Origin of the sequence: Paraburkholderia kirstenboschensis (genome assembly GCF_032806925.1) — a bacterium.
GTDB classification, from domain to species: domain Bacteria; phylum Pseudomonadota; class Gammaproteobacteria; order Burkholderiales; family Burkholderiaceae; genus Paraburkholderia; species Paraburkholderia kirstenboschensis.
Genome location: NZ_CP136513.1, coordinates 3,289,147 through 3,313,466 on the forward strand (window position 1 = coordinate 3,289,147; position 24,320 = coordinate 3,313,466).

The 24,320-nt window shown below is 62.8% G+C and carries 23 protein-coding genes; 11 read left to right on the top strand and 12 right to left on the bottom strand.

Going from position 1 to position 24,320, the window contains the following annotated elements; genetic code table 11:
* Nucleotides 1-59: 59 nt before the first annotated feature.
* The 7 genes from RW095_RS37405 to RW095_RS37435 form a co-directional block, all read right to left on the bottom strand.
* A complete protein-coding gene (locus RW095_RS37405; RefSeq protein ID WP_317020719.1) occupies nucleotides 60-443 on the bottom strand; it encodes a VOC family protein in 384 nt (127 codons plus the stop codon).
* Nucleotides 444-769: 326 nt separating this feature from the next.
* Nucleotides 770-2,059 (bottom strand): THUMP domain-containing class I SAM-dependent RNA methyltransferase, encoded by a 1,290-nt coding sequence (locus RW095_RS37410; RefSeq protein WP_317020720.1) that lies wholly within the window; start codon nucleotides 2,057-2,059, stop codon nucleotides 770-772.
* Nucleotides 2,060-2,864: 805 nt separating this feature from the next.
* A complete protein-coding gene (locus RW095_RS37415; protein ID WP_317020721.1) occupies nucleotides 2,865-3,602 on the bottom strand; it encodes a PqiC family protein in 738 nt (245 codons plus the stop codon).
* Nucleotides 3,599-5,257: a PqiB family protein gene (locus RW095_RS37420; RefSeq protein WP_128594283.1), complete on the bottom strand. Its 1,659-nt coding sequence runs from the start codon at nucleotides 5,255-5,257 to the stop codon at nucleotides 3,599-3,601. The genes RW095_RS37415 and RW095_RS37420 overlap by 4 nt, the downstream gene beginning before the upstream one ends.
* Nucleotides 5,250-5,900, bottom strand: coding sequence for a paraquat-inducible protein A (locus RW095_RS37425; RefSeq protein WP_317020722.1), 651 nt, complete (start codon nucleotides 5,898-5,900; stop codon nucleotides 5,250-5,252). The genes RW095_RS37420 and RW095_RS37425 overlap by 8 nt, the downstream gene beginning before the upstream one ends.
* Nucleotides 5,901-5,907: 7 nt before the next feature.
* On the bottom strand, nucleotides 5,908-6,687 hold the full coding sequence (locus RW095_RS37430) for a paraquat-inducible protein A (RefSeq protein WP_201702203.1): 780 nt from the start codon (nucleotides 6,685-6,687) through the stop codon (nucleotides 5,908-5,910).
* Nucleotides 6,669-6,944, bottom strand: a complete 276-nt coding sequence (locus RW095_RS37435; protein WP_317020723.1) for a hypothetical protein — start codon at nucleotides 6,942-6,944, stop codon at nucleotides 6,669-6,671. The genes RW095_RS37430 and RW095_RS37435 overlap by 19 nt, the downstream gene beginning before the upstream one ends.
* A 119-nt stretch (nucleotides 6,945-7,063) precedes the next feature.
* Here RW095_RS37435 and RW095_RS37440 point away from each other — a divergent pair, with 119 nt between their 5' ends.
* The 4 genes from RW095_RS37440 to RW095_RS37455 all read left to right on the top strand — a co-directional run bounded on the left by RW095_RS37440 (nucleotide 7,064) and on the right by RW095_RS37455 (nucleotide 10,419).
* Nucleotides 7,064-7,624 (top strand): cytochrome b, encoded by a 561-nt coding sequence (locus RW095_RS37440; RefSeq protein ID WP_201702201.1) that lies wholly within the window; start codon nucleotides 7,064-7,066, stop codon nucleotides 7,622-7,624.
* An 8-nt stretch (nucleotides 7,625-7,632) separates the two neighbouring features.
* Complete coding sequence (locus tag RW095_RS37445; protein ID WP_317020724.1) at nucleotides 7,633-8,196, top strand: YceI family protein; 564 nt, start codon at nucleotides 7,633-7,635, stop codon at nucleotides 8,194-8,196.
* Nucleotides 8,197-8,259: 63 nt separating this feature from the next.
* Nucleotides 8,260-8,832 carry a YceI family protein gene (locus tag RW095_RS37450; protein WP_317022800.1) on the top strand — a complete coding sequence of 191 codons (573 nt, stop codon included), beginning with the start codon at nucleotides 8,260-8,262 and terminating at the stop codon, nucleotides 8,830-8,832.
* Nucleotides 8,833-9,141: 309 nt separating this feature from the next.
* The gene (locus tag RW095_RS37455; protein WP_317020725.1) at nucleotides 9,142-10,419 is read left to right on the top strand and encodes an MFS transporter; all 1,278 of its coding nucleotides are present in this window, start codon (nucleotides 9,142-9,144) and stop codon (nucleotides 10,417-10,419) included.
* A 170-nt stretch (nucleotides 10,420-10,589) separates the two neighbouring features.
* Here the strand turns inward: RW095_RS37455 and secF are convergent, their stop codons facing one another.
* From secF to queA, 5 genes are all read right to left on the bottom strand, one after another.
* The gene (gene secF / locus RW095_RS37460) at nucleotides 10,590-11,540 is read right to left on the bottom strand and encodes a protein translocase subunit SecF (RefSeq protein ID WP_317020726.1); all 951 of its coding nucleotides are present in this window, start codon (nucleotides 11,538-11,540) and stop codon (nucleotides 10,590-10,592) included.
* 18 nt (nucleotides 11,541-11,558) lie between these two features.
* Nucleotides 11,559-13,628: a protein translocase subunit SecD gene (secD, locus tag RW095_RS37465; protein WP_317020727.1), complete on the bottom strand. Its 2,070-nt coding sequence runs from the start codon at nucleotides 13,626-13,628 to the stop codon at nucleotides 11,559-11,561.
* 116 nt (nucleotides 13,629-13,744) lie between these two features.
* Entirely contained in the window at nucleotides 13,745-14,074 is a 330-nt protein-coding gene (gene yajC / locus RW095_RS37470) for a preprotein translocase subunit YajC (RefSeq protein WP_007179286.1), read from the bottom strand.
* 197 nt (nucleotides 14,075-14,271) lie between these two features.
* The gene (tgt, locus tag RW095_RS37475) at nucleotides 14,272-15,462 is read right to left on the bottom strand and encodes a tRNA guanosine(34) transglycosylase Tgt (protein ID WP_317020728.1); all 1,191 of its coding nucleotides are present in this window, start codon (nucleotides 15,460-15,462) and stop codon (nucleotides 14,272-14,274) included.
* Between the two features lie 103 nt (nucleotides 15,463-15,565).
* On the bottom strand, nucleotides 15,566-16,633 hold the full coding sequence (gene queA / locus RW095_RS37480) for a tRNA preQ1(34) S-adenosylmethionine ribosyltransferase-isomerase QueA (protein ID WP_317020729.1): 1,068 nt from the start codon (nucleotides 16,631-16,633) through the stop codon (nucleotides 15,566-15,568).
* Nucleotides 16,634-16,800: 167 nt separating this feature from the next.
* On the opposite strand from queA, the gene recG reads away from it, so the two are divergent.
* The 7 genes from recG (at nucleotide 16,801) to ubiA (ending at nucleotide 24,231) form a co-directional block, all read left to right on the top strand.
* A complete protein-coding gene (recG, locus tag RW095_RS37485) occupies nucleotides 16,801-19,167 on the top strand; it encodes an ATP-dependent DNA helicase RecG (RefSeq protein WP_317020730.1) in 2,367 nt (788 codons plus the stop codon).
* Nucleotides 19,168-19,313: 146 nt separating this feature from the next.
* Nucleotides 19,314-20,273: a LysR substrate-binding domain-containing protein gene (locus RW095_RS37490; protein ID WP_020069683.1), complete on the top strand. Its 960-nt coding sequence runs from the start codon at nucleotides 19,314-19,316 to the stop codon at nucleotides 20,271-20,273.
* Between the two features lie 175 nt (nucleotides 20,274-20,448).
* Nucleotides 20,449-20,586, top strand: a complete 138-nt coding sequence (locus RW095_RS37495; RefSeq protein WP_317020731.1) for a hypothetical protein — start codon at nucleotides 20,449-20,451, stop codon at nucleotides 20,584-20,586.
* 82 nt (nucleotides 20,587-20,668) lie between these two features.
* Nucleotides 20,669-22,123 carry a catalase gene (locus RW095_RS37500; protein WP_317020732.1) on the top strand — a complete coding sequence of 485 codons (1,455 nt, stop codon included), beginning with the start codon at nucleotides 20,669-20,671 and terminating at the stop codon, nucleotides 22,121-22,123.
* Nucleotides 22,124-22,197: 74 nt separating this feature from the next.
* A complete protein-coding gene (locus RW095_RS37505; protein ID WP_317020733.1) occupies nucleotides 22,198-22,359 on the top strand; it encodes a hypothetical protein in 162 nt (53 codons plus the stop codon).
* Nucleotides 22,360-22,595: 236 nt separating this feature from the next.
* Nucleotides 22,596-23,084: a Dps family protein gene (locus tag RW095_RS37510; RefSeq protein ID WP_006047907.1), complete on the top strand. Its 489-nt coding sequence runs from the start codon at nucleotides 22,596-22,598 to the stop codon at nucleotides 23,082-23,084.
* A gap of 283 nt (nucleotides 23,085-23,367) precedes the next feature.
* On the top strand, nucleotides 23,368-24,231 hold the full coding sequence (gene ubiA, locus RW095_RS37515) for a 4-hydroxybenzoate octaprenyltransferase (RefSeq protein WP_317020734.1): 864 nt from the start codon (nucleotides 23,368-23,370) through the stop codon (nucleotides 24,229-24,231).
* Nucleotides 24,232-24,320: the final 89 nt, after the last annotated feature.

Sequence of the window (24,320 nt, forward strand, 5' to 3'; positions counted from 1 at the left end):
CGGCCGCGTGGCGCTTCGTGCTGTTCTGCGCTGCGCGCGCTCTGCTCGCCGCTTGCGCTCTAGCCGTTGGTGCGCGAGTGCAGGCCGAGGCGGTTGCCTTCGGTATCGGTGAAGAACCCGATATAGCCGATATCCTGCGGCAGTTTGACGACCGGCCCGTCGGATTTGCCGCCGGCTTCTTCGATGCGGGCGAGGGTGGCGTCCACGGTCGGCTGCGCATTCAGATAGACGAGCACGCCGTCGCCGTTCGGGGTCGCCGACGGATTGTGGACGATCGCGCCGCCAGTGGCCGGTTCTTCGTAGCCGAACACGGCAATCGGCTGGCCGCCGATTTCCTGACGGTTCAGTTTGACGTCGAGCGCGGCTTCATAGAAGCGGACGGCGCGATCGAAGTCGACGGACGGGATCTCAAACCATGCAACAACTTTCGACGATGCAGACATGACACTCTCCTGTTGACCCGAGCTAGTGCTTCAGCGCTTGCTCTGGTCCCATGCAAGATGGTTTCGATGGATGGACGGCGGATAAGCCGTGTAAAGCGCCGGATGGCGTGAGGAGAAGTGTGCGGGCGTGCTGCTGACAGCGTGGTGTCAGTAGGGTACGAGAAGGACGGTTCGGGCGAGCGGTTTCAGCGACGCGAAAAAAAACCGCGGGAGTCGGTGTCCGCGGTTTCTTTGGGTCTGCTTCTGCTTCTTCTGTTAGTGCTCGGGTTCGTGAGGTGCGCAAGCCGCACCTGTACGCCGGAACGGCGTGTGGCGACCGGCTGGCGTCAATCGGCGGGCGTGTCGCTTTGCGGCCGCTGGCGGACGCTGCCCGCGATCAGATCGAAGCGGAACAGTCGGCATTCGAGAGCGCCGTTGAAAAGCGGCGTCTTGGTCGATTCGCGCAGACGCAACTGGCCGGGCAGCTTGCGATCCGAAGTCAGGATGAATGCGTGCCAGCCGGTGAAGCGCTGCTTGAGCGCGTCACCGAGCGACTGGAAAAATTCGCTGTCGGGCGTTTCTTCCTGAGCGCGGCGAAAGCCGTCGTCTTCGCGGTTGTCGCGGTTGCGCCCCTCGCGGATTTCACCGCGCGCGTTGCGCCCACGCACTTCGATCCGCTCGCCGTACGGCGGATTCGCGACGAGAATGCCCGGCTCGGAGCTCGGCGGCGTCATACCGCGAGCGTCGACCTGTTTAAGCGGAATCGACGGCAAGCCTGCGCGCTGGAAATTCGCACGCGCTTTGTCGAGCATGTCGCCGGAAATATCGCTGCCGAATATCTGCAGATCGGCGCGCGACGTGCGGGCGGCGTGCTTCGCGTCTAGCGCGGCGGCCTTCAGTGTTTGCCAGGTTTTGCTGTCGTATTGCTTGAGCTTTTCGAAGCCGAAGCGGCGCTCCGCGCCAGGCGCGATGTTCAGCGCGACTTGCGCGGCTTCGGCGAGGAACGTGCCGCTGCCGCACATCGGATCGTACAGCGGCGTGCCCGCGCTCCAGCCCGTAAGACGCAGGATGCCCGCCGCGAGATTTTCGCGCAGCGGAGCCGCGCCCTTGTCGAGCCGCCAGCCGCGCTTGAAGAGCGGGTCGCCGGAGGTGTCGAGGTAAAGCGTGCAGTCGGTCGCGGTGAGGAACGCGAACACGCGGACGTCGGGCGTCGCGGTGTCGATATTCGGGCGCGCACCGCTGACTTCGCGCAGACGATCGCAGATGGCGTCCTTCACGCGCAGCGTGGTGAATTCGAGGCTGCGCAGCGGCGACTTGATCGCGGTCACGTCGACACGCAGCGTTTCGTTTGCGGAGAACCACTGCTCCCAACGCTGCTCGACGGCGAGCGCGTAGATGTCCTGTTCGCTGCGATACGGACGATGCGCGATTTTCAGCAGCACGCGGCTCGCGATCCGCGAATGCAGATTGGCCGCCATGCCGGCTGCCCAGCCGCCGCGGAAATGCACACCGCCGGGGACTTGCGAGCCCGCCGTGAATGGCGCGCCGTTCAGATGTTTCGCGGCGATTTCGGCGAGTTCGGACGCTAGCGAGGCTTCGAGGCCGCGCGGGCAGGGGAGGAAGAAATCAAAGGACATGGGGTGGGGCGGGGGCCGGTAGGCGTTGGATAAGGGCGTATTGTACGCGGTTGGCTGGTGCGGTTTTTTTGCGCGCGGGGGTTGGGGTTTTTTGACCGCCTTGGCCTTTCCTTGAATTCGCGGTGGTCTATAGGCGTTGCCCCTGTGCGGGGCGGCACTTACTTTCTTTGCATGCCGCAAAGGAAGTAAGCAAAGAAAGCGGCTTCAAACCGCTAGCTCATAAGTGGGTCCCTCGGCTTGGAGGGGGGGAGTGGTGCATCTGGAATCTGTGTCCTCGCGCACTCCGCGCGGGTGACAAGGCAGTCATGCTTCCCGCCTCACACTGCGTGCTCGCCGGAAAGGTCTGCTCCAGAACCGCCCGCTTGCGTCTTTCGCGCACGGCGGAAAAGAGAGGCCGGCATTCGAGGCGTGCCGCGCAGCTTGCTGAGGGCAAGCAGCGTGGTACGTAAGGCAGCAAAGAGATCGCGAGACCAAGGAAATCAGCGAAGGACCAGCAGTTAAATCAGCGAAGGACCAGCAGTTTCGAGAACGACCGCCGCGGCGCGCGAAGCGTCGCCGGAAAAATGACTGCCTTGTCACGAACGCGGAGTGTGCGAGAGCACAGATTCCAGATGCACCACTACCCTCTCCAAGCCGAGGGACCCGCTTATGAGCTAGCGGTGGGAGCCGCTTTCTTTGCTTACTTTCTTTGCGGCCGCAAAGAAAGTAAGTGCTGCCCCGCACAGGGGCAACGCCAATAGACCACCGTGAAACCAAGGAAAGGCCAACGGGGTTCAAAAGCCAAAAACCCAGGCACCGCAAAAACCTACCCCCCAGCAACCGCTGCCCCGTCGGAGGGACAACCCGGCACACTGACCCGCGCCACCCCCTTCCCCTGCGAAACAGAAGCACCGGCAGTACCAGCCGAAGAAGCAGCCATCGCCCGCAACGCCCCCGCTACCTGCTCAGAGACCCGCTGCAAAGCCCTTCGATGCCCATCGACGAGCGAGTCGTACCCACTCCCCACCTGCTCGCTCACGACACTCCTGCAAGTCATCACAGCAGTACTCCGAACAGCCCGCACACTCCACACCGCATCGATCAACGCATGCGACCCAGGCCATGACTCGAACCGCTGGACATTCACGCTGACCCGATACACAGGCGTCGTATCGGAATAAGCGGTGCCGTACACATCGATCGTGTTCAACTGCTGCGTGAGGCTCGTCGACAACGCCCGGCGCAGTTCGTCGCCTGGCAACGACGCCCAACGCTCCTCTTCCAGCACCTTCACCTGAGTCGGTCCGGTCTGCACGACCAACTGGGTCTTGGCGACTTGCGGCGGCACGTCGATCGGTGCGACTTCGATCAGCCACGCCGGCGCCGCCGAAGTGCGCACGCTCGACGCAGCCGCCGATGCGCCTGTGCTCACGTCGCCCAACGTATAGAACCGGCTGGTCGGCGACGAACAGGCAGCGAGAGCGAGCGCTGCCGCGAGCGCACCGGCATGAACAGCGCCACGCGCAATTCGGCGCGGCAGGCGGGGGAGGCGGGCAAACATCATGGCTTATCTCCTGCTTTACCGCGCAACAACGATTCGGGGTGGCGCTCCAGATAATCCGACAGCGCATTGAGCGACTGCAACGTGCGCGTCAATTCCTGCAATGCCTGATGCACGTCCGACTGCAACGGCGAGTCCTGCTGCAACGTCGCCTCCGCCGAGCCGAAAGTCTGCTTCGCCGCCGCCAGCGTGTCGCGGGCTTGCGGTACGACTTCCGTGTCGAGACGCTTGAAGAGCTGATCGGCGTTCTTCAGCGCGCTGTTCAGGTTGTTGCCGATCTGGTCAAACGGTACCTTGTCGAGCTTCTTCGCGATGTCTGCGACCTGAAGCTGCAACTCGTCGAGCGTGTTCGGAATCGTCGGCAATTCGAGCGGATCGCTTGCTACGTCGACGGTGGCCGGCGGCGCCTTCGGGAAGATATCGAGCGCAACATATAGCTGGCTTGTGATCAGATTGCCCGTGCGCAACTGGCCGCGCAGACCGTGCTTGACCAGCTGTTGCAACAGGTTCTGACCGGCAAGGCTGCCCGCCGCCGGAGCCGTTTCGCGGAAGCGCTTGCCGAGCCGGTCCGGATAGATGTTCATAGTCACGGGCATCGTGAAGCTGCGCGTCTTCGGATCGTAGTCGATGCCGATGTTCGTCACCTGGCCTAGCACGATGCCGCGGAAGTCCACCGTCGCGCCGACCGAGAGCCCGCGCAGCGACTGGTTGAAGTTCATCACGACGCGTAGCGGCTCGCCGTCCGGTTCGCGCATCGCGTCGCCCTCATCCGAACCGAGGCGGAACGTCATGTTGTTCGGCGCCTGCGCGCCCACGCCCTGGCCGGGCGGCGACTGGAACGACAAACCGCCGACGATCACCGTCGCGAGCGACTGCGTATTCAGCTTGAAGCCGCTCGAATCGAGCCGCAGATCGACGCCGCTCGCATGCCACCAGCGTGAATTGGTGCCGACGTACTGGTCGAACGGCGCGGACACGAACACCTGCATCGTCACGCCGGTGCCGTCCTTGTCGAGCGAGAAGCCGACCACCTGGCCGACCTGCACGCGACGGTAGAAAATCGGCGAGCCGATGTCGATCGAGCCGAGCGAATCGCCGTGCAGGATGAACTGGTGTCCCTTCTGGTCGCCGGTAATGGGCGGCGGCGTCTCGAGGCCGACGAAGTTCTTCTCGCTGTCCGGCGAGTGGCCGGCGTCCGCGCCGATATACGCGCCGGAAAGCAGCGTGGTAAGCCCCGACACGCCGCTTGCGCCCACCCGCGGCCGCACGACCCAGAAGCGCGAATCCTTGACCGCGAAGTCTTCGCCTTCCTTCGTCAACTGCACTTGCACGAGCACGTGAGAAAGATCTTTCGACAACGTGATGGACTTCACCGCGCCGACGTCGACGTCCTTGTATTTGACCTTCGTTTTGCCGGGCTCGAGCCCTTCGGCGCTCACGAAACTGATCGTGATGGTCGGGCCTTTCTCCGTCACCGACTTGATGACGAGCGCAACGCCGATCAGCGCGGCGATCAATGGAATCACCCAGACGAGCGACGGCAGCCAGCGGCTGCGCGGCTCGATTTGAGGATCTGGGAGTTGGGGCGGCAGCTTCGGTCCGTTCGAATCGTTGCGCGGCGCATCGGAGGCGGGCGTCGGTCCTGGCGGGCTAGTCATGTTCGAGATCCTGAGGTTTTTGAGTACTGCCGTCCACGTCGTCCCAGATGAGCCGTGGATCGAATTGCATGGATGCCATCATTGTGAGGATCACCACTGAGCCGAACGCGATTGCGCCCGGTCCAGCCGTGATCACTGCAAGCGACTTGAAGCGCACCAGCGCGACGGTCAATGTGACCACGAACACGTCGAGCATCGACCAGCGGCCGATCCGTTCGACCATCCGGTAAAGCGTGGTGCGTTGCTCCGGACGCCAGCGCGAGTGGCGCTGCGCGGTGATGGTGAGGAGCGCGAGCACGCTCAGCTTGAGCATCGGCACCATGATGCTGGCGACGAAAACGATCACCGCAAGCGGCCAGTCGCCGGATGTCCAGAAGTACACGACGCCGCTCATGATGGTGTCGTCCTCCGAACCCAGCAGCGACGACGTATGCATGACCGGCAACAAATTTGCCGGAATATACAGCAAGGCCGCGGCGATCAGCAGCGCCCACGTGCGCATGAGGCTATCCGGATTGCGTGAGTGCAGCCGCGAGCCGCACCGTGCGCAGTGTTGCGGCGTGATGGAGCGGATGCGCGGTTCGACGCGACCGCACGCGTGGCAGGCGACAAGGCCCGCGCGTCTTGCGGTGATGTATTTCATGCGCGGGTCATCCTCGATGCGGCGCCGGCGGCACGCCGGGACTGGCGTCGGGGGCCGAGTCACGGTCCGCGCCGGGGTCCGCATCGACTTGCGGCGCGGGCGGAGCGGGCGGGCCGGCGACAGCGCCGACGGCGAGCGCCGCGCTATCGGCCGAACTGCGCGGCAGCGGCCGCTGACTGCGTGCGCCGAGTTCGTCCGCGAGATCCCACAGAATGCGCGGGTCGAAGGTGACGACCACGGCGAACATCAGCGTCAGCACGCCGAACGCGAAAAGCGCCGCCTCGGGAATCACGCGCGCGAGACTGACCATCTTCACAATGGTGATCAGAACGCCGAGCATGAAGACTTCGATCATCCCCCAGGGACGGACGAACTGGATAGCGCGCAAGACGCGGTTGAAGCCCGCAGGCACATAGCCCGAGCGCAGCGGAATCAGCACGTACAGCAGCGCGACGAGTTCGGTGAGCGGAAAGAGAATGGTCGAGCAGAACACCATGACGGCGACGATCTGCATGTCCTCGTTCCAGAGCGCGACGAGCGCGCCGAACAGCGTGGTCTGCGAGGTGATGCCATTGGTTTCCAGTTCGACGATCGGAAAGCCCTGCGCGATCAGAAATGTGATCAGCGCGGCGAGTGTCATTGCGCTGATGCCCTCCAGCTTGCGCGATACGCCGCTGTATAGCGTCGCGCGGCAACGCGGACAGCGCGCGAGTTTGCGCCCGGCAAGCCGCGGCTTGCGGAACAGCGTATCGCACTCGTGGCACGCAATCAGGTTGTCATTTTCCATACGGCAGCGGGCCAACGATATGTGAGTAAACGTGCAATGCCGGTCGCAAGTGTCGGTGTATAACGCAGGTCTGTAAAAAATTGTGCAGCAATAGTACCAAAGGCGTTGCAGCCGCGCGCGTGGGCGCTGCGCCTCGCGAATGAAAGCTCTGACAGCCTCCGTCCCCAATTGTTCAACGGCTTGCCGAACGGCCCGCCGAGTCGCCTTTCGGTAAATTTCGCATCGCCGCAGCCAGCTTTTTCCGCTTCGGGTAGCATGGCGGCCTGGCGCGTCTCGAAGGCTGCGGCGCCTGGCCATCCGCCGATGGACTTTGCATCGGCGTGGAATAGCCGGGCCTGCCGCACCGTTAACCTCTCTTAGCAAGCGTTCACCTGTCATGGCACACAATCCTTCATTCGGTGGCCGGGAGTCGTACACGCGGACTGCCATTGCCTTTCATTGGCTGATCGCATTGCTGATCGTTTGCGGCTTTGCGCTCGGCTGGGTGATGACCGACATCCCTGGCTTTACACCTACCAAACTGCGCTATTTTTCGTGGCATAAATGGATTGGCGTGACGGTATTTGCGCTGGCTATCCTGCGCATCCTCTGGCGCGCGTCGTATGGGGCCCCGGCGATGCCGCGCCGCATGCCCGCCTGGCAGCGCGGCGCCGCGCACCTCGTGCATCTGCTGCTCTATGTATTGATGATCGCGATTCCAGTGTCCGGCTATCTGTACAGCTCGGCGGCGAACGTGCCGGTCGTCTATCTCGGGCTGATTCCGCTGCCGCGTCTGATCGCGCCGGACCCGCATCTGAAGGAATTGCTCAAGAACGTCCATATCGTGCTGAATTACACGTTGCTGGTGCTGGTCGGGCTGCACGTAGCGGCGGCGCTCAAGCATCAGTGGCTGGACCGCGACGGCCTGCTGTCGCGCATGCTCCCCTTCCTCAAATAAGGACAACCATGAAGGTCTCGTTTTATCGCTATATGCTCGCCGCAGTTGCCGCGGTCTCGCTGACCGCGACTGGCAGCGCGCTGGCCCAGGTCGATGTCGCAAAGAGTTCGGTGACGGCCACGTCGAAGCAGATGAACGTGCCGGTGGAAGGCAAGTTCGGTAAATTCAGCGCGCAGATCAAGTTCGACCCGGCCAAGCCAGCCGAGGCCAGCGCTCAACTGAACATCGACGTCGGCAGCTACGATCTCGGCGACGAGACCTATAACGATCAGGTGCGCGGCAAGGAATGGTTCGACGCGAAGACCTATCCCACCGCCACGTTCGTTTCCAGCGCGATTGCGCCGGCCGGCGGCAACCAGTACAAAGTGACGGGCAAGCTGACCATCAAGGGTAAATCGCAGACGGTGGTGGTGCCGGTCACCGTGACGCAGCAAGGCGCGACGCAAACGTTCGACGGTTCATTGCCGATCAGGCGCTCGCAATTCGACATCGGCACGGGCGAATGGAAAGACACGTCGGTTGTTGCCGATGACGTGATCATCAAGTTTCATATCGTCGCCGCACATAAATAACTTGCGCTGCGCGGTTCAGTGCAGCCGTTTTTAACTGACTGGGAGCATGAATTGAAGACATCCATGTTGATCGCCGCCGGTGCATTGGCCTCCTGCGTTTCGCTCGGCGCATTCGCCGCCGCCGACACTTATCAGCTCGACCCGACTCACACCTATCCGAGCTTCGAAGCAGACCACTTCGGCGGTCTGTCCGTGTGGCGCGGTAAGTTCACGAAGAGTTCCGGCACGGTCACGCTGGACCGCACCGCAAAAACGGGTACCGTCGAAGTGAACGTGGATCCCGCTTCCATTACCACAGGCAACGGCAAGCTCGACGACCATCTGAAGTCGGCTGAGTTCTTCGACGTGTCGAAGTTTCCCGCCGCGACCTACAAGGGCACGGACATCAAGTTCGACGGCGACAAGCCCGCGGAAGTGATCGGCACCTTGACGCTGCACGGCGTGACGAAGCCGCTCAACCTGAAGGTCGAGTCGTTCAAGTGCATGCAGCACCCGGTGCTCAAGCGCGAAGTGTGCGGCGTGGAAGCAAGCGGTCATTTCGACCGCGCTGACTACGGCATCGATTTCGGTACAAAGTACGGCTTCAACATGGACACCAAGCTGCACATTCAGGCTGAAGGCATCAAACAACAGTAACTGCTGAGGTGCGCGCATGCGCACCCATTCGCGATGACGCCGCCGTTGCGGCGCAGCACACATAGCGCTTCGCGTCTCGCCGGATATGACCGCTTCGTTCGCTTTCGCGACGAAGCGGTTTTTTCATGGAGCGGCCGCGGATCGCGGCGTGCGAGCCTTATGCGGCGCGGGCGCGCAATTTGCCGCTCGCGTCGGTTTAATTTTTCGGGTACATAGAGCGCTGGCACCGCGTTGGTTGTGCGCGCATCCAATACGGCGAGATCGGGCCTAGGTCCGCATCCATAATATTCGCGCAAACTGGAGATCTGCATGAACGCAACGACAGCAGCAAGCCTTGCGGGAAGCCGGCGAAATTCATGGCGGGCGGTGATCGCCGCGTCGATCGGCAACGCGCTGGAATGGTTCGATCTGGTCGTCTACGGCTTTTTCGCCGTGGTCATCGCCAAGCTGTTCTTTCCCGCCGGCAACGACACAGTTTCGCTGCTGCTCACGCTCGGCACGTTCGGCGTGTCGTTCTTCATGCGTCCGCTCGGCGCCATCGTGATTGGCGCATACGCGGACCGCGCCGGGCGCAAGGCCGCGCTCACGCTGTCCATTCTGCTGATGATGGCCGGCACGCTGATCATCGCGGTTTTACCGACTTACAAAAGCATTGGCATTGCCGCGCCCGTGATTCTCGTCATCGCGCGATTGATGCAGGGTTTTTCGGCGGGCGGGGAGTTCGGCAGCGCCACCGCCTTTCTCGCGGAACATGTGCCGGGGCGGCGCGGCTTTTTCGCAAGCTGGCAGGTCGCAAGCCAGGGGCTTACCACGCTGCTTGCCGCGGGTTTCGGGGTCGCACTCACGGGCAATCTGACGCCGGACCAGATTGCGTCATGGGGATGGCGCGTGCCGTTCTTCTTCGGGCTTCTGATCGGACCAGTCGCCTGGTACATTCGCACGAAGCTTGATGAAACGCCCGAGTTTCTCGCTGCAGAAACGACGAGCACGCCGCTGCGCGACACGTTCACGAGTCAGAAACTGCGGCTGCTGATCGCAATCGGCGCAGTGGTGCTCGGCACCGTATCCACTTACCTCGTGCTGTTCATGCCGACGTTCGGCGTGAAGCAACTGGGGCTCGCGCCGTCGGTCGCGTTCTCGGCCATTGCGCTGACGGGCTTGATCCAGATGGTGTTTGCACCGCTGGTCGGGCATCTGTCGGACCGGCACGGGCGCACCACGATCATGCTGATTTCGGCCGTGCTGCTGCTCGTGCTGATCTACCCGGCGTTCGTGTATCTCGTCGCGCATCCCACGTTTGGCACGCTGATCGCGCTGCAAGTCGTGCTCGGCTTCCTGATGACAGGCTATTTCGCGGCGCTGCCGGGTTTGCTGTCGGAGATGTTTCCGGTGCAGACACGCACGACCGGCATGTCGCTTGCCTATAACATCGCGGTGACGGTTTTCGGCGGCTTTGGGCCGTTCATCATTGCGTGGTTGATCGGCTTCACGGGTTCGAAGGCGGCGCCGAGTTACTACCTGATTTTTGCTGCGCTTCTGAGTGCCGCGGCGCTGATTGCGGCGCGGCGAAAACTGGGCTTCCGGTAGATGTCGACGGTTTCAGCCAGACGGCGGACGCGGCGAGTCGGGCAGTAAAGCGCTAAAGACAACCCCACAAATGCAAAAGGCCGGTTCATGATGAACCGGCCTTTTGCATTGCGAAGGGCTGATGCTGATGCGCGTCTTGCGCGCATCGCCGATGCCTTACTTCCGCGCGATCAAACCTGAGCGCCCGCGTTCGGATCGTTCGGATCGATGCGTTCTTTCTTGTCCTTGATCAGATCGTCGCGCTTCACGCCGAACCACATGGCGAGCGCCGCGGCAACGAACACCGACGAGTAGATACCGAACAGAATACCGACCGTCAACGCCAGAGCGAAGTAGTGCAGTGTCGGGCCGCCGAACAGGAACATCGACAGCACCATCATCTGCGTACAGCCGTGCGTGATGACGGTTCGCGACATGGTGCTGGTGATCGCGTGGTTGATCACTTCGATCACGGTCATCTTGCGTTCGCGGCGGAACGTTTCACGAATCCGGTCGAAGATCACCACCGATTCGTTCACCGAATAGCCGAGCACCGCGAGCACGGCGGCCAGCACCGACAGCGAGAACTCCCATTGGAAAAACGCGAAGAAGCCGAGAATGATTACGACGTCGTGCAAGTTCGCGATCACGCCTGCCACGGCGTACTTCCATTCGAAGCGGAACGACAGATAGATCACGATGCCCGCTACCACACAGGCGAGCGCAAGCAAGCCGTCGGTGGCGAGTTCCTTGCCGACCTGCGGACCGACGAACTCGACGCGCTGCAACTGCACCTGCGGCGTCTCCGTTTTCAGCGCGCTCATGACCTGATCGCTCTGCTGCGCGGACGTCAAACCCTGCTTGAGCGGCAAACGGATCAACACGTCGCGTGAGGTGCCGAAGTTCTGCACCTGCGCGTCGGCGTAGCCGAGCTTGCTCAGTGTGCCGCGCACCGGATCGAGCGGCGCGGCGCCCGGATACTGGACTTCGATCACGGTACCGCCGGTGAACTCCACCGACAGATGCAGCCCGCGATGCACGAGAAAAAACACCGCGGCGAGGAACGTCAGCAGCGAAATTGCGTTGAAGATCAACGCGCGCTGCATGAACGGAATGTCTTTACGAAAGCGGAAAAATTCCATGGTCTTGTTCTCCGGGACTCAGCGGGATGAACCCGGTTTCTGCGGCGTGTTCGGCGTGCCGGGTGTGCTCTGTGCGTCGCGGCGGCGCACGGTCGGCTTGCCCGCGCGCGACTGCGCGGCAGCGGCCGGCGCCTTCGGCTTCGCGGCGGCTGCGGACGCGGCACGCATGGCTTGCGCCGTGTCGGTTGCTGCGTCGTCGTTACCGAGGTAAGCAGCCGAGCCCGCAGGCGCCGTTTCCGGACGCCACACCTGGCCGATCGCCAGCGACTTCAGCTTCTTCTTGCCGCCGTACCAAAGGTTGACGATGCCGCGCGAGAAGAACACCGCCGAGAACATCGACGTGAGAATGCCGATACAGTGCACGATCGCAAAACCGCGCACCGGACCGGAGCCGAATGCGAGCAGCGCGATACCGGCGATCAGCGTGGTGACGTTCGAGTCGAGAATCGTCGCCCATGCATGCGCGTAGCCGTTCTGGATGGCCAGTTGCGGCGGCGCGCCGTTGCGCAGTTCTTCACGCACGCGCTCGTTGATCAGCACGTTGGCGTCGATCGCCATACCGAGCGCGAGCGCGATTGCGGCGATGCCGGGCAACGTGAGCGTGGCCTGCAGCATCGACAGCACCGCGATCAGCAGCAGCAGGTTCACGGACAGGCCGATCATCGAGATCACGCCGAACAGCATGTAGTACGCGATCATGAAGACGGCGATGGCCGCGAAGCCCCACACGACCGAGTGGAAGCCCTTCTTGATGTTGTCGGCGCCAAGGCTCGGGCCGATCGTGCGTTCCTCGATGATGTCCATCGGCGCGGCCAGCGAACCGGCGCGCAGCAGCAGCGCGAGGTCGGCGGCGCCTTGCGGCGTGGCCTGGCCGGTGATCTGGAAGCGATCGCCCAGTTCCGACTGGATGGTCGCGACCGTCAGCACTTCGCCCTTGCCTTTTTCGAACAGCACCATCGCCATCGGCTTGCCGATGTTGTCGCGCGACACGCTGCGCACCGCGCGGCCGCCGGCCGAATCGAGGCGAATGTTGACGGACGGACGCTGATGTTCGTCGAAGCCCGCCGACGCGTCGATAATGCGGTCGCCGGTGAAGATGATCTGCTTCTTCAGCAGCACCGGCGTCTGGTTGCCGTGCGTGAACAGCTCGTCGCCCGGCGGCACCGGGTCGGACGGATTCGGATGCGTGTTGACCGGATCGGCGAGACGCGCTTCGAGCGTTGCCGTGCGGCCGATGATGTCCTTCGCCTTCGCCGTGTCCTGCACGCCCGGCAGTTCGACCACGATGCGGTCGGCGCCCTGTTGCTGGATCACCGGCTCAGCCACGCCGAGTTCGTTCACGCGGTTATGCAACGTGGTGATGTTCTGCTTGAGCGCGGCGTCCTGCACGGCTTTTTGCACAGCCGGCGTGAAGGTGCCGACGAGTTGCACGGAGCCGTCAGTGCCGTTCTGCGATGACCACTGGAGCTCACCGATACTGCGGCTAAGTTGTTTCGCTGCGTTGTCCGCCGTGGCCTGGTCGGCGAAATTGATCACCACCGTCTGGTTGACGCGGTTCACGCCGCCGTCGCGAATGTTGTTGTCGCGCAGGAGCGTGCGCGCGTCCGACGCGTCGGAGTCGAGCTTCTTGTTCAGCGCGCCCGCCATGTCGACCTGCAGCAGGAAGTGCACACCGCCGCGCAAGTCGAGACCAAGATACATGGGCAGCGCGTGCAATGCGGTCAGCCAGCGCGGCGACGCACTCTGCAAGTTCAGCGCCACGATGAACTGCGGGTCGGTGGGGTCGCTGTTCAGCGACTTTTGCAGCAGATCTTTTACGCGCAGTTGCGTGTCGGTGTCCGGCAGACGCACGCGAATGTTCGCGTTGGCCGACGTGTTGTCGAACGTGACGTCGTCTGCTTTGATCTGATTGGCTGCGAGCGCGGCTTCGACTGCCGACAGCGTGGTCGAGTCGAGCTTGACCGTTGCCTTGCCGCTCGACACCTGCACCGCCGGCGCTTCGCCGAACAGGTTGGGCAGCGTGTACACGAGGCCGATGACGAGAGCCACCAGCATCACGGCATATTTCCAGAGGGGGTAACGATTCATGAGTAGTCCAACGGAAGGTTGGCTTGAAAGCGATGCGCCCGGCGATGAGCGCGGGCGATCAGGCGTCTGCTTGCCTGACCGCCGGCGAGGCCGCGCCGGACGCGAGAGAGCAGGCCTTACAGCGACTTGATCGTGCCCTTCGGGAGAATCGTCGTGACCGACGCTTTCTGCACGGTGATTTCCGTGCCTTCCGAGATTTCGACGCCGACGTAAGCCTCGCCCACCTTGGTCACCTTGCCGACGATGCCGCCGTTCGTCACCACTTCGTCGCCCTTGGCCATGGCGGCGAGCATGTTGCGATGTTCCTTCTGGCGCTTCATTTGCGGGCGAATCATGATGAAGTACAGCACGCCGAACATCAGGATCAGCGGCAGGAAGCTCATCAAGTTCGATTCGATGCCACCTGTGGCTGTGCCTTGGGCGAAGGCATTGGAAATGAACGACACGTTGGTCTCTCCGTTATAGATCAATTCAATCAAAAAAATCAGCCGGTTATTCTACCACCGGCATTGCGCGCGTCGGCGCGGCGATTCGGCTTTGGGATCAACCGTTTAAAGCCGTTCTTCGCCGTCCGCGAAAGTAGATTGTAAGGTTTTGCGCTGGCGTCTGACGGATTCTTCCGCGAATCCGACGAGCCAGGTGATCAAGGCGCCTCGTCGATGCCGCGCGCGCGGTTCTCGTGAAAGCGCTTGCGGAACGGTTCGAACATTTTCGCGTCGATGGCGTCGCGCATTTCCTGCATCAGTTCCAGGTAGTAGTGCAGGTTGTGAATCGTATTCAGTTGCGCGCCGAGAATTTCCCCTACGCGATGCAGATGATGCAGATAGCCGCGAGTGAAATTTCGGCATGTGTAACAACCGCACTGTTCATCGAGCGGACGCAGCGAATTCCTGTGCGCGGCGTTGCGGATCTTGATGTCGCCAAAGCGCGTGAAGAGCCAGCCGTTGCGCGCGTTGCGGGTAGGCATCACGCAATCGAACATATCGACGCCTGCAGCCACCCCGGTCACCAGGTCTTCCGGCGTGCCGACGCCCATCAGATAGTGCGGCTTGTCGGCCGGCAGCTTCGGGCCGATGTGGTTCAGCACGCGCATCATGTCTTCTTTCGGCTCGCCGACCGACAGGCCGCCGATCGCAAGGCCGTGGAAGTCTTTCTCCGCGAGACCAGCGAGCGACTCGTCGCGCAGGTCCTCGAACATGCCGCCCTGGACGATACCGAAGAGCGCGTTCGGATTGCCGAGCCGCTGGAATTCGTCGATCGAGCGCTGTGCCCAGCGCATCGACATGCGCATGGAGTCGGCCGCTTCCTTGTGCGAGGTCGGCACGTTGTTGGTCGCGTAGGCCGTGCATTCGTCGAACTGCATGACGATGTCCGAGTTGAGCACTTTCTGGATCTGCATCGACACTTCCGGCGACAGGAACAGCTTGTCGCCATTGATCGGCGACGCGAACGTGACGCCGTCTTCGGTGATCTTGCGCAGGTCGCCGAGCGAAAACACCTGGAAGCCGCCGGAGTCGGTCAGGATCGGCTTTTTCCAGCCCATGAAGCCGTGCAGGCCGCCGTGTGCGCCGATCGTTTCGAGCCCCGGGCGCAGCCAGAGGTGAAACGTATTGCCGAGGATGATCTGCGCGTGCATCTCTTCGAGCTCGCGCGGCTGGACGGCTTTCACGGTGCCGTAAGTGCCGACCGGCATGAAGATCGGCGTTTCGACGACGCCGTGATTCAGTGTGACGCGGCCGCGGCGCGCCTGGCCGTCGGTGCCGAGCAATTCGAAGTGGAGGCCGTTGGCGGGATGCTCGGCGGTGGTCTGTTGCGATTGATGACCTGGGGTCATTGAGGTAACTCCATGGGCAACCGGAAAACAGTCCGGCGCAAACAATGAAACGCCGCCGAAAATGTTCGGCGGCTGAGGAAACTGCAAACTCGTGGGCGGCGCGTCAGACGGCTTGAGCGTCGCGCCGCGTCAACAGCATCGCGTCGCCGTAACTGAAAAAGCGGTAACGCTCTTCGATTGCATGACGATACACGGCGCGAATCGTCTCGACGCCCGCGAACGCCGAAACCAGCATCAGCAGCGTCGACTTGGGCAAATGAAAGTTCGTCACCAGCCGGTCGACGACGCGAAACCGGTAGCCCGGCGTGATGAAAATATCCGTCTCGGTGCTCGCCGCGCCAAGCGCGCGGCCGGCCGCTTCGGCGTCGCGCGCGGCGGCTTCGAGTGCGCGCATCGACGTGGTGCCCACCGCTATCACGCGGTTGCCGCGCGCCTTCGTCGCTGCGATTTTGTCGGCAAGAGACTGCGGCAAGTGATACCACTCGCTGTGCATCTTGTGCTCGGCCAGGTTCTCGACGCGCACCGGCTGGAACGTGCCGGCGCCGACGTGCAGCGTCAGCGTGGCCCGCTGAACGCCCGCGGCGTCGAGCCGCGCGAGCAGCGCGTCGTCGAAATGAAGGCCCGCCGTGGGCGCCGCGACCGCGCCGGGATTTTGCGCGAACACCGTCTGATAGCGGGTTTCGTCCGTCGAGTCGGGGTCGTGCTCGATGTACGGCGGCAGCGGCAAACGCCCGAACTGCTCGATCAGCGTCAGGCAGTCGTCGGGGAAATGCAGCGTGTAGAACGGCTCGACGCGTTTGCCGACGGTCACGTCGAACGCATCGGCGAGACGAATCGTCGTGCCCTCCTGCGGGCTCTTGCTCGCGCGGATCTGCGCGAGCGCCGTGCGCTCGCCGGTGAGGCGCTCGACCAGAACTTCAATCTTTCCGCCACTGGCCTTCTGGCCGAGGAAGCGCGCCTTCAGGACTTTGGTATCGTTGAAAACCAGCAGGTCGCCGGCCGAAATGCATTCGGGCAGTTCGGCGAAGCGGCGGTCGATCAGGCGCGCGGCGCCGTCGGCATGGGCCGCGTTGTCCACCTGGAGCAGGCGACTGGCGCTGCGCTCGGGTAGCGCCACTTGCGCGATCAGCTCAGGCGGCAGATCGAAATCGAAATCGGAAAGCTTGAACATGCGAACGACTGGAAGCGAATGGAGACTGAATTGAGCCGAAGGCCGAGCCGGGCGGCTATGATTGCGGGGCGCCGCGGCGTGCCGCGAGCCCGCGCTTGCGCGCAAGCCGTATAGCGACGCACCCCTCGATACTTTTGACAGCCGATATTGTACTTGCGAAGCAGCCCATGCCTTTGTCCGACCGCCGATTGCCCTCCGCTACCGATGAAGTGAGCGCCGAACCGGCAGCCCCCGTCGCGCGAGGCGGCGCGGCGATGGATGCTGGCGGGCAGGCCGGCGGCACGGCGCAACGCAAGCGGACGGCGCGCGTTGCGGCGGGAGCGGATCAGGCGCCTGGCGAAGCGCCTGATGAAGCGTCCGGGCAAACACCAGAGGGCATGCCTGACCAGAAACCCCAGGCTGCGGCCGGAAGAGCAAGCGCGCCGGCGAAACCGGCGGCGAAGTCATCGGCGAAATCGTCCGCCAAGCCCGCCGCTAAGCCCGTTGACAAGCTCGCCAAGCTCGGCCTCACGCGCGACATCGACCTCGTACTGCATCTGCCGATGCGCTACGAGGACGAAACCTCGTTGACGCCAATCGGCCACCTGCTGCCAGGCGGCATCGCGCAGACTGAGGGCGTCGTCTTCGACAACGAGATCGCCTATCGTCCGCGTCGGCAGCTACTCGTCAAATTGCGCGACGACGCGGGCGACGAACTCGTGCTGCGCTTTCTGAACTTCTATGGTTCGCAGGTCAAGCAGATGGCGATCGGCGCGCGGCTGCGCGTGCGCGGCGACGTGCGCGGCGGCTTCTTCGGCATGGAGATGGTGCATCCGGCGGTACGTGTCGTCGACGAAGACACGCCGCTGCCGCAAGCGCTCACGCCGGTTTATCCCAGCACCGCCGGCGTGACGCAGGCGTATCTGCGCAAGTCGATCGACAACGCGCTATCACGCACGTCTTTGCCGGAACTGCTGCCTGAGGCCGTCGCGCGTGAATGGTTGCAGCCGCTCGGCGTGCCGTCGCTGATGGACGCGGTGCGCACGCTGCATCATCCGGGCGCGCAGTCCGATGAAACCGCGTTGATCGATGGCACGCATCCGGCGTGGGTGCGCATCAAATTCGAGGAACTGCTCGCGCAGCAGATGTCGCTCAAGCGCGCGCACGAAGAGCGCCGCACGCGGTCGGCGCCGCCCATGCCGCGCCGCAAGCTGGGCGACGAATCCTCATTGGTCGCGCGTTTGCTAGAGGCGCTGCCGTTTTCGCTGACGAAGGCGCAGGAGCGCGTCGGCGGCGAGATCGCGCTCGATCTGACGCAGCCGCATCCCATGCAGCGGCTCTTGCAAGGCGACGTCGGCAGCGGCAAGACGATTGTCGCCGCGCTGGCCGCGGCGCAGGCTATCGACGCCGGTTATCAGGCCGCGCTGATGGCGCCGACCGAAATCCTCGCCGAGCAGCACGCGCGCAAATTGCGCGGCTGGCTGGAGCCGCTCGGCGTGAACGTCGCGTGGCTCGCGGGCAGTCTGAAGGCCAAGGAAAAGCGCGCCGCGATCGAAGCCGCGGCGCTCGGCACCGCGCAGCTCGTGATCGGCACGCACGCGATCATTCAGGACGCCGTGGAGTTCGCGCGCCTCGGGCTCGTGATCGTCGACGAACAGCACCGTTTCGGCGTCGCGCAGCGGCTGGCGTTGCGCGCAAAAGCGAGGAACGCCGCGGACGGCGCGCGCGATTTCCAGCCGCATCAGCTGATGATGTCCGCCACGCCGATTCCGCGCACGCTCGCAATGACGTACTACGCGGACCTGGACGTATCGACCATCGACGAATTGCCGCCCGGACGCACGCCGATCCTGACCAAGCTGGTTTCCGACGCACGCCGTGAAGAAGTGATCGGCCGGGTGCGCGAGGCTGCACTGACCGGGCGTCAGGTGTACTGGGTCTGTCCGCTGATCGAGGAGAGCGAGACGCTGCAACTGCAGACCGCGGTCGAGACCTATGAAACGCTGGTCGCGGCGTTGCCTGAACTGAACGTCGGACTCGTGCACGGCCGCCTGGCGCCGGCTGAAAAAGCGGCTGTCATGGACGCCTTCACCCGCAACGAAGTGCAGTTGCTGGTCGCGACGACAGTGATCGAAGTGGGCGTCGACGTGCCCAATGCGTCGCTGATGGTGATCGAACACGCCGAGCGCTTCGGCCTCGCGCAGTTACACCAGTTGCGCGGACGTGTCGGGCGCGGCAGCGCGGCGTCGGTGTGCGTGCTGCTCTACACCGGACCGTTGTCGATGACGGCGCGCGCCCGCCTGCAGACCATGCGCGAAACGACGGACGGCTTCGAAATCGCGCGCCGGGACCTTGAAATTCGTGGTCCAGGTGAATTCCTCGGCGCGCGGCAGTCCGGCGCGGCGATGCTCCGTTTTGCCGATCTGCAGAACGATCAATGGCTGATCGAGCCCGCACGCGAAGCGGCTGCGGCTTTGCTCAAGACGTATCCGGAGGTCGTCACGCAGCATCTGGCGCGCTGGCTGGGGGCTCGCGAGCAGTATCTGAAGGCATGAACCGACGCGCCCACGTCGGCCTTCGCCTGGTGGCGCGCCCATGGCGCGTTTCGCGGATACTGAAAGCCCGCGTAACGGGTTGGCGAACCGACCCTATGGGTGTATAACTGAAACCTATCGAATCTACCGCACTGATTGGTCCCCCAATGACGCTCACCGAATTGAAGTACATCGTCGCCGTTGCCCGCGAGCGGCACTTCGGCCGGGCCGCCGAAGCGTGTTTCGTCAGCCAGCCGACGTTGTCGGTGGCCATCAAGAAGCTCGAAGACGAGCTCAACGTACAGATTTTCGAGCGCGGTACCAGTGAAGTGAGCGTCACGCCGATCGGCGAGCAGATCGTCACGCAAGCTCAGCGAGTGCTGGAACAGACGCTCGCCATCAAGGAAATCGCGAAGCAGGGCAAGGATCCGCTCGTCGGGCCGCTGCGCCTCGGCGTGATCTATACGATCGGGCCGTACCTGCTGCCCACGCTCGTCAAGCAGATGATCAAGCGCGTTCCGCAAATGCCGCTGATGCTGCAGGAAAACTACACGCTGAAGCTGATCGAACTGCTCAAGCAGGGCGAGATCGACGTTGCGATCATGGCGCTGCCGTTTCCCGAAACCGGACTGATGCTGCGCCCGCTCTACGACGAGCCGTTCGTCGTCGCGCTGCCGTCGGGTCACGCGTGGGAGAACCGTCAGAAGATCGACGCCGACGATCTCAAGCAGGAAACCATGCTGCTGCTCGGCAGCGGCCATTGCTTCCGCGATCATGTGCTGGGCGTTTGTCCGGAACTGATGCGTTTCTCGCAGAACGCCGACGGCATCCAGAAAACGTTCGAAGGATCGTCGCTGGAAACGATCCGTCATATGGTCGCGAGCGGCGTGGGCATCACGGTGTTGCCGCGCATGTCCGTGCACGAGGTGAAGCCCCACGCGGGCGGCATCGACTCCGGGCTGTTGTCCTATGTCCCGTTCGGCGAGCCGGTGCCCGACCGCCGCGTCGTGCTCGCGTGGCGCAAGAGCTTCACGCGGATGCCCGCCATCGACGCGATTTGCGACGCAATCAGCGCCTGCGACCTGCCGGGCGTCAAAAAGCTGGATCTGCCGGTCGCCGTGAACTGAACGGCGGCGTGGACGCACGAGCGCTGACGGCTTGTCGCCGCAGCGCCGGCTTCGAGCGTCGATGGCGGCCCAAGCCGCCTCTATTGGATAGATTAAATTTATAAAAGACGCATATTCAATAGTCTTGATATAGTGTCCTCCATGGATCGCACGATCCCAAAGCCCGGAGGACATCATGACGCAATCAAACTTGCCGCAAACTCAGACGTTCGCCGCTGAACCGGCTGGCGCCAATAACGGTTCTGCGGCGGCCATGCTCGGCATGCGCACGGTCGCGCTTTCTTTGCTCGTCGACCGGGCTTTGTCGGCCTGATTGTTCGCATAAGCGTTCGGCATTGCTTTGCCGCGCTTCTCCCCACATTTCCGTCCAACGAAAAACCGTCCAGGAGTCCCGCATGTCCGACCAGAAGCTCACCAATGCCGCCGGCGCGCCCGTCGCCGATAACCAGAATTCGATGACGGCCGGCGTGCGCGGCCCGGTTGTCCTGCAAGACGTATGGCTGCTCGAAAAGCTCGCTCACTTCGATCGCGAAGTGATTCCCGAGCGCCGCGTTCATGCTAAAGGCTCGGGCGCGTTCGGCACGCTGAAGGTGACCCACGATATCTCGCGCTACACGAAGGCCAAAGTGTTCGCCGAAGTCGGCAAGGAAACGCCGCTCTTCATGCGGTTTTCGACGGTGGCCGGCGAACGCGGCGCGGCCGACGCGGAACGCGACGTGCGCGGCTTCTCGATCAAGTTCTACACCGAAGAAGGCAACTGGGACGTGGTGGGCAACAACACGCCGGTGTTCTTCATTCGCGATCCGCTGAAGTTTCCGGACTTCATCCACACGCAAAAGCGTGACCCGTACACCAACCTGCGCAACAACATTGCCGCGTGGGATTTCTGGACGCGTCATCCGGAGTCGATGCATCAGGTCACGATCCTGATGAGCGACCGCGGCATTCCGAAAAGCTACCGTCAGATGCACGGCTTCGGTTCGCACACGTACTCGTTCATCAACGCGAACAACGAGCGCTTCTGGGTTAAATTTCACTTCAAATCGCAGCAAGGCATTGAAAATTTCACCGATGGCGAAGCGTCGCAAGTGGTTGCACAAGACCGCGAAAGCGCGCAGCGCGATCTGGTGGGCAACATCGACGCGGGCAACTTCCCCAAATGGCGCTTTGCGATCCAGGTAATGCCGGAGGCGGAAGCCGCAGCGTATCGCTTCAATCCGTTCGACATCACGAAGGTGTGGTCGCAGAAGGACTACCCGCTGATCGACGTCGGCACGATCGAGTTGAACCGCAACGCGGCCAACTATTTCGCGGATGTGGAGCAGGCAGCGTTCACGCCGGCCAATGTGGTGCCGGGCATCGGCTTCTCGCCCGACCGGCTGTTGCAAGGGCGTCTTTTCTCGTATGGCGACACGCAGCGCTATCGTCTCGGCATCAATCACCATCAGATTCCGGTGAATGCGTCGCGCGTGCCGAACCCGCACTCGTTCCATCGCGACGGGGCAATGCGCACGGACGGCAACCTGGGCGGCAACGTGAACTACGAGCCGAACCGCTTCGGCGACTTCGTGCAGGACACCAACGCATTGGAGCCCGCGCTCGCAGCAGGTGCGGTCGACCGCTACGATCATCGCGCGGACGACGACTATTACACGCAGCCGGGCATGCTGTTTGCGCTCTTTGACGCGGCGCAACGCGAGCGTTTGTTCGGCAACATTGCACGGCATATCAACGGCGTACCGCAGGAAATCGTTGCGCGCGCGGTCGAACATTTCCGCCGCATCGATCCTGCTTATGCCGAGGGCGTGATCGCGGCGATGGCCGAACTGGCGGAAGGCGGCAAGAAGTAACCAGGCAGCGGAAGCGGGGCGCATAGGCGTCCCGCGAGTATCGATATGAACTGAGTGAAGCGGGGAGCACGTCGATGATCGAGATGATGAAAGCCACTGCGGGCAAATCGCGGGCCGCTCATCGCGCGCAGCTGCACTACGCGCTGGGATTGCGCAGAGCCGTGGGTTTCGCGATCGTGACGAGCGGGCTTGGGGTGATCGCGGCGCAGGCGCTGCAACACGCGGTTGGCGGGTAGTGGGCACCAGCGGGGGCCCGTAGCCGTTTGTGATGGCGGGCATGTCAGGTCAACTATTGATAGCCGCGCAGAACACCTCAAGCCGCGCGCGGCGCTGTAGTGACCACGCGCCACACGAGCCCGGCACTTTTCTAAGATAAACTGTCGAGCGCTCGTTCTGCCGGCTTCGCCGTCAGCAAGTCCATAGCACGCCGTTACTTTGCCACCGGTTCGTATCACTCTTCAAAGGAGTCATCATGGCCAAAAAAGAAGCTGTACAACACGTCAATATCGGAATCAGCGACAAGGACCGCAAGAAGATCGCGGAAGGTCTGTCGCGTCTGCTCGCTGACACCTATACGCTGTACCTGAAGACCCACAACTTCCACTGGAACGTGACGGGTCCGATGTTCAACACGCTGCACCTGATGTTCGAAACGCAATACAACGAACTGGCGCTCGCCGTCGATTCGATCGCTGAACGGATTCGCGCGCTCGGCGTGCATGCGCCGGGCAGCTATAAGGATTTCGCGAAGCTGTCGTCGATTCCCGAAGCGGACGGCGTGCCGGCTGCAGAGGAAATGATCCGCCAACTGGTGGAAGGCCAGGAAGCCGTGGTGCGTACCGCGCGCGCAATTTTCCCGTCGACGGAAGCCGCGAACGACGAGCCGACCGCCGACCTGCTGACGCAGCGCATGCAGACGCACGAAAAGACCGCGTGGATGTTGCGCTCGATGCTAGCCTGATTTCGCGCTGCGGCCGTTTTGTTGCCCGCTCGGGCACGATCTCCTTGCGGTCCGAAGAACCGGAATCGACCGGCACAAGCGGAAACAGCCAGACGCGGCCAGATGCAGCCGGACATGCCAAAGCCTCCCCTCGCGGGAGGCTTTATTTTTTGCGGCGCGGCTTGCGCGAGCGCTGTTGCGGCATGAGACTTCAACGCGCGGGTCGCGCGACGCTCGACGCCGGCGGCATCCCGTAAAATAGCGGCACTGTTTCCGCATTTCGCCCGCCTTTACAGAGTCCGCCATGTTCGCCCGACTTCCGCTCTATCTGCGCCTTGTGCGTATGGACAAGCCTATCGGCAGTCTGCTGCTGCTGTGGCCGACGCTCAACGCGCTGTGGATCGCGTCCGAGGGTCGTCCGTCGTGGCCGCTTCTCGTTATCTTTACGGTAGGCACGGTGCTGATGCGCTCGGCGGGATGTGCGATCAACGACTACGCCGATCGCGATTTCGACCGCTACGTAAAGCGCACCGAGAATCGTCCGATCACCTCAGGCAAGGTCAAGGCGTGGGAAGCAGTGGCGCTCGCCGCCGGTTTGTCCTTGCTGGCTTTTCTGCTGATTCTGCCGCTCAATGCGTTGACGAAGGAGTTGTCGGTGGCCGCGCTGTTCGTCGCCGGCTCGTATCCGTTCACCAAGCGTTTCTTCGCGATTCCGCAGGCGTACTTGGGGATCGCATTTGGATTCGGCATTCCGATGGCGTTCGCGGCCGTGCAGAACCACGTGCCGATGCTCGCCTGGGTCATGCTGCTCGCGAACGTATTCTGGTCGGTCGCTTACGACACCGAATATGCAATGGTCGATCGCGACGACGACATCAGGATCGGCATCCGCACTTCGGCGCTCACCTTTGGCCGCTTCGACGTGGCCGCGATCATGCTCTGCTATGCGGTGACGCTTGGAATCTACGCCGGCATCGGCGTGATGCTGGGTTTTGGCGTTCTGTACTGGTTGGGGTGGGTTGCTGCGGCGGGCTGCGCGGTCTACCACTACACGCTCATTCGCGACCGTGAGCGGATGGCGTGCTTCGCGGCGTTCCGGCATAACAACTGGCTGGGCGGCGCGTTGTTCGTCGGCATTGCCGCGCATTATGCGGTGGCCTTGTCCTGAGTCTCCGGCGCGGTCTGTCCATTTCCCGCGTGTCTCTTTTGCACTGAACGCGGAGCGAGTCGAATAGGCTCCGCGTTTTACGGCTTATC

Bases quoted from the DNA above. Each gene is read 5' to 3' on its own strand.
- RW095_RS37405 (WP_317020719.1), bottom strand. From the start codon at position 443: ATGTCTGCATCGTCGAAAGTTGTTGCATGGTTTGAGATCCCGTCCGTC.
- RW095_RS37410 (WP_317020720.1), bottom strand. From the start codon at position 2,059: ATGTCCTTTGATTTCTTCCTCCCCTGCCCGCGCGGCCTCGAAGCCTCG.
- RW095_RS37415 (WP_317020721.1), bottom strand. From the start codon at position 3,602: ATGATGTTTGCCCGCCTCCCCCGCCTGCCGCGCCGAATTGCGCGTGGC.
- RW095_RS37420 (WP_128594283.1), bottom strand. From the start codon at position 5,257: ATGACTAGCCCGCCAGGACCGACGCCCGCCTCCGATGCGCCGCGCAAC.
- RW095_RS37425 (WP_317020722.1), bottom strand. From the start codon at position 5,900: ATGAAATACATCACCGCAAGACGCGCGGGCCTTGTCGCCTGCCACGCG.
- RW095_RS37430 (WP_201702203.1), bottom strand. From the start codon at position 6,687: ATGGAAAATGACAACCTGATTGCGTGCCACGAGTGCGATACGCTGTTC.
- RW095_RS37435 (WP_317020723.1), bottom strand. From the start codon at position 6,944: ATGCTACCCGAAGCGGAAAAAGCTGGCTGCGGCGATGCGAAATTTACC.
- RW095_RS37440 (WP_201702201.1), top strand. From the start codon at position 7,064: ATGGCACACAATCCTTCATTCGGTGGCCGGGAGTCGTACACGCGGACT.
- RW095_RS37445 (WP_317020724.1), top strand. From the start codon at position 7,633: ATGAAGGTCTCGTTTTATCGCTATATGCTCGCCGCAGTTGCCGCGGTC.
- RW095_RS37450 (WP_317022800.1), top strand. From the start codon at position 8,260: ATGTTGATCGCCGCCGGTGCATTGGCCTCCTGCGTTTCGCTCGGCGCA.
- RW095_RS37455 (WP_317020725.1), top strand. From the start codon at position 9,142: ATGAACGCAACGACAGCAGCAAGCCTTGCGGGAAGCCGGCGAAATTCA.
- secF (WP_317020726.1), bottom strand. From the start codon at position 11,540: ATGGAATTTTTCCGCTTTCGTAAAGACATTCCGTTCATGCAGCGCGCG.
- secD (WP_317020727.1), bottom strand. From the start codon at position 13,628: ATGAATCGTTACCCCCTCTGGAAATATGCCGTGATGCTGGTGGCTCTC.
- tgt (WP_317020728.1), bottom strand. From the start codon at position 15,462: ATGACCCCAGGTCATCAATCGCAACAGACCACCGCCGAGCATCCCGCC.
- queA (WP_317020729.1), bottom strand. From the start codon at position 16,633: ATGTTCAAGCTTTCCGATTTCGATTTCGATCTGCCGCCTGAGCTGATC.
- recG (WP_317020730.1), top strand. From the start codon at position 16,801: ATGCCTTTGTCCGACCGCCGATTGCCCTCCGCTACCGATGAAGTGAGC.
- RW095_RS37490 (WP_020069683.1), top strand. From the start codon at position 19,314: ATGACGCTCACCGAATTGAAGTACATCGTCGCCGTTGCCCGCGAGCGG.
- RW095_RS37495 (WP_317020731.1), top strand. From the start codon at position 20,449: ATGACGCAATCAAACTTGCCGCAAACTCAGACGTTCGCCGCTGAACCG.
- RW095_RS37500 (WP_317020732.1), top strand. From the start codon at position 20,669: ATGTCCGACCAGAAGCTCACCAATGCCGCCGGCGCGCCCGTCGCCGAT.
- RW095_RS37505 (WP_317020733.1), top strand. From the start codon at position 22,198: ATGATCGAGATGATGAAAGCCACTGCGGGCAAATCGCGGGCCGCTCAT.
- RW095_RS37510 (WP_006047907.1), top strand. From the start codon at position 22,596: ATGGCCAAAAAAGAAGCTGTACAACACGTCAATATCGGAATCAGCGAC.
- ubiA (WP_317020734.1), top strand. From the start codon at position 23,368: ATGTTCGCCCGACTTCCGCTCTATCTGCGCCTTGTGCGTATGGACAAG.